Source organism: Alkalithermobacter paradoxus (genome assembly GCA_002029295.1).
In the GTDB taxonomy this organism is placed as follows: Bacteria; Bacillota; Clostridia; order Peptostreptococcales; family Peptostreptococcaceae; genus Alkalithermobacter; species Alkalithermobacter paradoxus.
In genome coordinates this window covers 1-5,625 of sequence record MZGW01000017.1, presented here as the reverse complement: position 1 = coordinate 5,625, position 5,625 = coordinate 1, and the positions used below count along the sequence as shown (strand labels likewise).

Below are 5,625 nucleotides of genomic sequence, written 5' to 3'. Positions count from 1 at the left end.
CAGCAGGTTGCGGGTTCGAGTCCCATCACCAGCTCCAAATATGGAGGGGTTCCCGAGTGGCCAAAGGGGGCAGACTGTAAATCTGTTGGCAATGCCTTCACTGGTTCGAATCCAGTCCCCTCCACCAAAAAACACATGCGGGTGTGGCGGAATTGGCAGACGCACTAGACTTAGGATCTAGCGGGCAACCGTGGGGGTTCAAGTCCCTCCATCCGCACCAAATGAGCGGAAGTGGCTCAGTGGTAGAGCATCGCCTTGCCAAGGCGAGGGTCGCGAGTTCGAATCTCGTCTTCCGCTCCAAAATAAAAACACGCGGGCGTAGCTCAGTGGTAGAGTTCCGGCCTTCCAAGCCGGCTGCGAGGGTTCGATCCCCTTCGCCCGCTCCAATATGTGCCTGTAGCTCAGCTGGATAGAGCAGTGGCCTTCTAAGCCACGTGTCAGGGGTTCGAATCCCTTCAGGCACACCAAATACTGGGGATTCGCCAAGTCGGTAAGGCACAGGACTTTGACTCCTGCATTCGCTGGTTCGAGTCCAGCATCCCCAGCCAAATTAATAAGACTCATTAGCTCAGTCGGTAGAGCACCTGACTTTTAATCAGGGTGTCCCGCGTTCGAGTCGCGGATGAGTCACCAAATATGGAGAGGTGTCCGAGTGGTTTAAGGAGCTGGTCTTGAAAACCAGTGACTCCGCAAGGGGCCGTGGGTTCGAATCCCACCCTCTCCGCCAAATGCCCAGATAGCTCAGTCGGTAGAGCAGGGGACTGAAAATCCCCGTGTCGGTGGTTCGATTCCGCCTCTGGGCACCATACATGGCGGCATAGCTCAGTTGGCTAGAGCGTTCGGTTCATACCCGAAAGGTCACTAGTTCGAATCTAGTTGCCGCTACCATATGGGGGCCTTTAGCTCAGTTGGTTAGAGCGTCCGGCTCATAACCGGCAGGTCCGGGGTTCGAGTCCCTGAAGGCCCACCATTTTAATTAAATATATATCGAGGTGTAGCGCAGTTTGGTAGCGCACGTGGTTTGGGACCATGGGGCCGGGGGTTCGAGTCCCTCCACCTCGACCAAATATGGTGGGTATAGCTCAGTTGGTTAGAGCGCCAGATTGTGGCTCTGGAGGTCGTGGGTTCGAATCCCGTTATCCACCCCAAAAAATATGTATATTTAATTGCTAATGTGAATATAATAAATTATAAAAATAAGGCGGCATAGCCAAGTGGTAAGGCAGAGGACTGCAACTCCTTCACCCCCAGTTCAAATCTGGGTGCCGCCTCCACTTTTTTTATGTCAAATAACACACGCGCCTATAGCTCAACCGGATAGAGTGTCTGACTACGAATCAGAAGGTTGGGGGTTCGACTCCCTCTGGGCGCACCAATATTAAAGAAGATAGAATTATTTCTATCTTCTTTTTTTTTCAACCAACAAGGATATATGGATACCTTCCAGTTTAGCATTTTTCTTAAAACAGGTAAAAACATTTAAATGCAAAGGAGGTATATATGTCAAACAAACTAGAAGCTATATCAATCATATTAATAATTATCACTATTTACTTATTTATAAACAATATCCAGCCCCACTTGTATGGTTTATTATTTATACTTGCTATTTTAAGGATTTGTATTAATAGATTAAGCAATGAGAAAGCTAGACTAAATTACATAATAGATATTTCAGTGGTACTTGTTATAGGAATAATTATTGTTAAAGGCTTATACTAGAGCTAAAATAAACTCTAGTAGATTAACTTTTAAGCTATTTTTATTACGATGAAATATCTTGATATATCGTAAATACACCTAAAGAAGATAGAAATATTTCTATCTTCTTTTTTACATAACATATTTTTTATGAGATACATACAGCCTTTTGATATAAAATAAAAAAATACCACTAGCCCTTGACAATATCAACAATATTTATTTTAATATTCTTAATATTGAAAACTAAATATTAATCTTACAGTGTAAAATCAAAGGAGGAATAGAGATGGATATAAAAATAAATCAACTAGATATGAAACAAGTAGATACAATCGTACTGCCTTATTACAAAGTTGAAAATAAGGGAATGATAAACATAAATTTAGGCGATGAAATAAATACAAAGGTAGAATACATAATAAATGAAGAAAAATTTAGTGGTAAAGATAAAGAAATCAAAGTTATAGAGCTATTTAGAAAAGAAAATCCTAAAAAAATAATACTACTTGGATTAGGATCAAAAGAAGAATTAGATGGAGAAAAGGTAAGAAAATGTATAGGAAAAGCTATAAAAGAGTGTAAAAAACTTAAGTCAGAATATATACAAATTAACCTGGACAATCTAGATGAAAGTTTTGTTAAAGAATATACAAAAGAATTATGTGAGGGTGCTATACTTAGTAATTATAAATTTGACAAATATAAGAGCGACAGAAAAGAATCTACTATAAACACTGTAAGTTTAGAATACAGCAAAAGTACTGATTTAAGTGATATAGAGGAGAAAATAAAAGAAGGAACTATTTTAGCAAATGCTACTATAATAGCAAGATATTTAGTAAATGAGCCTGCTAACAAGCTAGGGCCTGTAGAACTTGCTAATGAAACTATAAATATAGGAAATGAAAGCAATTTTGAAGTAGAGATTTATGATGAGAATAAAATAGAAGAATTAGGAATGAAGGCTTATTTAGAGGTTGCAAGAGCATCATCAAACCCACCAAGATTTATAGTAATGAGATATACAGGAGATAAGGATAATAAAGATAATATAATAGGTCTTGTTGGAAAAGGACTTACTTATGATAGCGGTGGATTGTCTATAAAACCTACAAATAGCATGGCAGAAATGAAATCTGATATGGGTGGAGCTGCTGCGGTAATAGGTGCTATGTCCGCTATAAGCAAGATGAAACTTAAGGCTAATGTAGTAGCAGTTGTTGCTGCTTGTGAAAACATGATATCAGGAAATGCATATAGACCAGGAGATATAATAGGATCTATGGCTGGAAAAACTATAGAGGTTCTTAATACAGATGCAGAAGGTAGATTGACATTGGTTGATGCAGTGCATTATATAATAGAAAAAGAAGGAGTTAATAAAGTTATAGATATAGCTACTTTGACAGGGGCTGCATTAGTAGCATTAGGAACTATAACTACAGCTGTAATATCTAATGATGATGATTTATACAGCTGTTTAGAGAAATCTTCTAAAGAAGCAGGAGAAAAAATCTGGAGATTGCCTAACTTTCCTGAATATAAAGAACTTATAAAGTCTGATAATGCAGACCTAAAAAATGTAGGTGGGAAAGATGCAGGAACTATAACAGCAGGATTATTTATAGGGGAATTTGTTCAAGATAAACCTTGGATTCATATGGATATAGCAGGAACTTCATGGAGTAATAAAGACTTAGAATATATATCTAAAGGTGGAACTGGTGCAGGGGTTAGAACTTTATATTATTTGATAAAAAATTTAGCATAGGATCAAAGAATCAGGGAATAATTTCCTGATTCTTTTTTTCTATAATTTAAGAAATAATACAAGCTATAATAAGTATATTTTATATTGAAGAAGTTTTAAATTTAGGAGTATATATTTTGTAATTAAGGTCTAAAATCTAGAATATAAAGTAAGGAGGAGGAATATAAATGACTTATATAAATTTCTTTAAGAAAGAGATAGATGAAGAGGATCAATTAATAAATGAATTGAGAAATGCATACTCAGACCTTAAATCAGCCGAATCATTTTTCCAAAGCGTAAAAGACCCTGATTTGGTAGATTATGCAGTATTTAGATTAGAAGCAGCAAAGTCTAGGTACTCATATTTTTTAAAGAAGGCTAAGGAAAGTGGAGTAAAGAGTAAAAGTGTGTATAGTTTGTAGTGCATGAGCTTAAATTTCAGTTAATGTAGTTTTTGGGGGGATATGAAATGAATGACATTACACAAATCAAGCTACTTATAGTTTTTGGGGCAACTTTATTGAGCATATATACAATAGTACTTTTATTAATTGGCCCTTTAAATTTCCTAGGGAGATTTATTTTTAGAATATTAGTTGGTGGATTATCATTATTCATATTAAATCAAGGGTTGACTATATTAGGAGTAGATTTAAACTTAGGAGTAAATCTTGCAACATCTTTTATAGCAGGTCATCTAGGAGTTATAGGTGTGTGTGCTATGGTTTTAATAAGATATCTACTAATAGTATAATGTTTACATAAAATGAATAAATATATATAATTAAGTAAAACATAGAAGCCGTGTTAAGGTTTCTTTTTTTGTGTTAGCTTAACTAATGAAAAAAGGAGAGGTTTAGTATGTATGTAGTTTTCGGAGATAGGGTTATAGATAGTAAAGAAATAGTAGATATAATATTAAAAAACAGTTGTTTTGACAATGTTGAAGATATTAGTTCAAGATCTAAAAGAGAAGATATAGTAGCTATAAATCTATCTATAAGTGCTAAGACTTTGAATGAAATATTAGAAGAAGATGGGTATGAACTTGAAAATGAAGAATTAGAGGATATTCTAAGTGAATATATGGATATAGCAGACACAATGGCGATGGAATTAGAAGAGGTTATGCCACAAGAATCTATATGTATGGCGTATTCGTATAGATATGATGAGGTAGAAGAAAGTATTAAGACTATATTTGTATTATCACATGAGGAGCTAGGAAATCGTAAATTAAAGGATGTTTTAACTAGAATGCTAAACCTAGTGTAATAAAAAATTATGTAAAAAACATACAAATAAAATTAAAAATATTGTATTAAAGAAAATCTTAATGTTAATAATACCTTTTAGAAGATACAAAATTTGTGGGAGGTATTACTATATGCATTTAACATTGAGAGATTCTTTTAATATGAACAATAAGAAATTGAGAAAGCAAGGACTTATACCAGGCATTGTATATGGTAAAAATTTCGAACCAGTACAGGTGGTAGCGAATAAGAAAGAGTTACAAGAAATTTATAAAACAAACAAAGAGAACAAAATATTTGATGTTACTTTTGAAAATGAAAAGCATACTGTATATATACAAGAAGTTCAAAATCATAGTATAGATAAAGAGATAATTCATTTTGACCTACATAAGGTAAATAAAGAAGATGTAATTCACACACATATTCCTGTAGTTTTAGTAAATAAAGATAAACTAGAGAGACAAGGTCTTATTGTTCAACAACAATTAATGGATGTAGAAGTTAAATATAACGCATACACTCAACCAGCAGAGATAGATATAGATATATCTGAGCTTGGACATGGAGAACACTTGAGAGTAGCTGATTTACAGGCACCTAGTGGTGTAGATATATTAGGAGATTACAACACTATAGTAGCTTCTGTAAACTATCCTAAAACATATATAGAAACACCGGATGAATAGAAAAAAGGTTGTATCGAAAGATACAATCTTTTTTGATCACAAAAAACATTTGTAATAAAATGGTATAAATAAAAATACAAAAAATATGTTGACGACAGTTTAAAATGATGATATAGTATTACTTGTCCTTGAGAAAAGGACAAAAGAACATTGAAAATTAAACAGCAGACGAATAGTAATTCAATTAACCATAAAGTCAGCTCATATGAGCCAAATTATTTTT

The 5,625-nt window shown here is 34.5% G+C and carries 5 protein-coding genes and 15 tRNA genes; all 20 read left to right on the top strand.

The window, feature by feature from the left end:
* The first annotated feature begins 42 nt into the window (after positions 1-42).
* Positions 43-127 (top strand) — tRNA-Tyr (locus tag CLOTH_RS10245).
* A gap of 10 nt (positions 128-137) precedes the next feature.
* Positions 138-220 (top strand) — tRNA-Leu (locus tag CLOTH_RS10240).
* A 5-nt stretch (positions 221-225) separates the two neighbouring features.
* A tRNA-Gly gene (locus CLOTH_RS10235) sits at positions 226-300 on the top strand.
* A gap of 12 nt (positions 301-312) precedes the next feature.
* Positions 313-386 (top strand) — tRNA-Gly (locus CLOTH_RS10230).
* Between the two features lie 4 nt (positions 387-390).
* A tRNA-Arg gene (locus CLOTH_RS10225) sits at positions 391-467 on the top strand.
* A gap of 5 nt (positions 468-472) precedes the next feature.
* A tRNA-Gln gene (locus tag CLOTH_RS10220) sits at positions 473-548 on the top strand.
* Between the two features lie 9 nt (positions 549-557).
* Positions 558-633, top strand: a tRNA-Lys gene (locus tag CLOTH_RS10215).
* 5 nt (positions 634-638) lie between these two features.
* A tRNA-Ser gene (locus CLOTH_RS10210) sits at positions 639-727 on the top strand.
* Positions 728-730: 3 nt separating this feature from the next.
* A tRNA-Phe gene (locus CLOTH_RS10205) sits at positions 731-806 on the top strand.
* A 5-nt stretch (positions 807-811) separates the two neighbouring features.
* Positions 812-888 (top strand) — tRNA-Met (locus CLOTH_RS10200).
* Positions 889-893: 5 nt separating this feature from the next.
* Positions 894-970: transfer RNA gene (locus CLOTH_RS10195), tRNA-Ile, on the top strand.
* Positions 971-988: 18 nt separating this feature from the next.
* A tRNA-Pro gene (locus CLOTH_RS10190) sits at positions 989-1,065 on the top strand.
* A gap of 6 nt (positions 1,066-1,071) precedes the next feature.
* Positions 1,072-1,148 (top strand) — tRNA-His (locus CLOTH_RS10185).
* Positions 1,149-1,200: 52 nt separating this feature from the next.
* Positions 1,201-1,274: transfer RNA gene (locus CLOTH_RS10180), tRNA-Cys, on the top strand.
* A 24-nt stretch (positions 1,275-1,298) separates the two neighbouring features.
* Positions 1,299-1,375, top strand: a tRNA-Arg gene (locus CLOTH_RS10175).
* Positions 1,376-1,990: 615 nt separating this feature from the next.
* Complete coding sequence (locus CLOTH_RS10165) at positions 1,991-3,475, top strand: leucyl aminopeptidase (protein WP_079413696.1); 1,485 nt, start codon at positions 1,991-1,993, stop codon at positions 3,473-3,475.
* Positions 3,476-3,642: 167 nt separating this feature from the next.
* Complete coding sequence (locus CLOTH_RS10160) at positions 3,643-3,879, top strand: DUF2508 family protein (RefSeq protein ID WP_079413694.1); 237 nt, start codon at positions 3,643-3,645, stop codon at positions 3,877-3,879.
* Positions 3,880-3,926: 47 nt separating this feature from the next.
* Positions 3,927-4,211: a pro-sigmaK processing inhibitor BofA family protein gene (locus tag CLOTH_RS10155; protein ID WP_079413692.1), complete on the top strand. Its 285-nt coding sequence runs from the start codon at positions 3,927-3,929 to the stop codon at positions 4,209-4,211.
* A 107-nt stretch (positions 4,212-4,318) separates the two neighbouring features.
* Positions 4,319-4,732, top strand: a complete 414-nt coding sequence (locus CLOTH_RS10150; protein WP_079413690.1) for a hypothetical protein — start codon at positions 4,319-4,321, stop codon at positions 4,730-4,732.
* Positions 4,733-4,844: 112 nt separating this feature from the next.
* Entirely contained in the window at positions 4,845-5,402 is a 558-nt protein-coding gene (locus tag CLOTH_RS10145; RefSeq protein WP_158080506.1) for a 50S ribosomal protein L25, read from the top strand.
* Positions 5,403-5,625: the final 223 nt, after the last annotated feature.

Excerpts from the sequence above, each read along its gene's own strand:
- CLOTH_RS10165 (WP_079413696.1), top strand. The coding sequence starts at position 1,991 with ATGGATATAAAAATAAATCAACTAGATATGAAACAAGTAGATACAATC.
- CLOTH_RS10160 (WP_079413694.1), top strand. The coding sequence starts at position 3,643 with ATGACTTATATAAATTTCTTTAAGAAAGAGATAGATGAAGAGGATCAA.
- CLOTH_RS10155 (WP_079413692.1), top strand. The coding sequence starts at position 3,927 with ATGAATGACATTACACAAATCAAGCTACTTATAGTTTTTGGGGCAACT.
- CLOTH_RS10150 (WP_079413690.1), top strand. The coding sequence starts at position 4,319 with ATGTATGTAGTTTTCGGAGATAGGGTTATAGATAGTAAAGAAATAGTA.
- CLOTH_RS10145 (WP_158080506.1), top strand. The coding sequence starts at position 4,845 with ATGCATTTAACATTGAGAGATTCTTTTAATATGAACAATAAGAAATTG.